At 61.0% G+C, this 1,104-nt stretch carries 1 protein-coding gene; it reads right to left on the bottom strand.

Annotated elements, in window-relative coordinates; genetic code table 11:
- Positions 1-31 precede the first annotated feature (31 nt).
- The gene (locus J8I87_RS43985) at positions 32-1,054 is read right to left on the bottom strand and encodes an IS30 family transposase (protein ID WP_209938904.1); all 1,023 of its coding nucleotides are present in this window, start codon (positions 1,052-1,054) and stop codon (positions 32-34) included.
- Positions 1,055-1,104: the final 50 nt, after the last annotated feature.

Genomic DNA, 1,104 nt, shown 5'->3' on the forward strand with positions numbered 1-1,104 from the left:
TGGGCGGTTTCAACAGTGAAGTGCAACGCGATTAATGAAACGTAGCTTGAGGGCGTGAAGCGGTTTCGAGCATGCGTGCAAAGACCTCAAGCGGCGAGTGAAAGGCATGAGTGGCGCGGGGTCTGTTGTTCAGGCTGTCAGCGATGGCGTCGAGTTCATCCTGAGTGAAGACAGACAGATCGGTGCCCTTGGGGAGGTACTGTCGCAGCAGCCCGTTCGTATTCTCGCAGGTACCGCGCTGCCATGGACTATGTGGATCACAGAAGTACACGCGCACCCCGGTGGCGGCACACAGTTCCTGATGTCGTGCCATCTCCTTGCCCTGATCATAGGTCAGGCTCTGGCGCAGTGGCGCAGCGATCGAATTGAGTTTGGCAGTAAAGCCCACCAGGGCGGAAGCTGCGCTGGCGTCTTCCATCTTTGCGAGCAGCACCAGCCGGCTGGTGCGCTCGACGAGCACCCCCACTGCTGAGCGGTTGGCTGCGCCCTTGATAAAGTCGCCCTCCCAGTGCCCGGGCATGACACGATCCTCCACTTCAGGAGGGCGCACATGAATGCTGAGCATGTCGGCGAGCTGGCCGCGCCGGTCCTGTCCACGGGTGCGCGGCTTGCGTGTACTGTGAGCCTGGCGCAGGCAGGCGACGAGCTCGCGACGCAGTTCGCCGCGTGGGCGGGCATAGATGGCGGTATAGATGGTTTCATGTGAGACGTGCATGGAAGAATCTTGGGGCCACATGCGTTTTAGACTGGCGCTGATCTGCTGCGGTGACCACCGCCATTCGAGCAACGTGAGCACAACTGGCCAGAGCGCGCCGCGTTCGTCAAGCTTGCGCGGTGCCCGCGCTGCAACGCGTCTGCTCTGGCTGAGCACCTGAGCTGGGGCAGATGCATAGCCTCGCACAGGACATGCGTTGCGCTCAAGCTCACGGCTGATGGTCGAGGCAGCGCGCCTGAGCGTGCGGGCGATCGCCCGCACGCTCAGGCCCTGCTGCTTCATGCTGGCAATGGTCAATCGTTCTTCTGGCTGCAACTGCAGATACGTCTTCTTATTCATGCGCGACACTTTAACAAACGTCAGTGTTGCAGTTCAGATTTGAGGCCGCC

The sequence above is a fragment of the Paraburkholderia sp. LEh10 genome, from assembly GCF_017814945.1.
Taxonomy (GTDB): domain Bacteria; phylum Pseudomonadota; class Gammaproteobacteria; order Burkholderiales; family Burkholderiaceae; genus Paraburkholderia.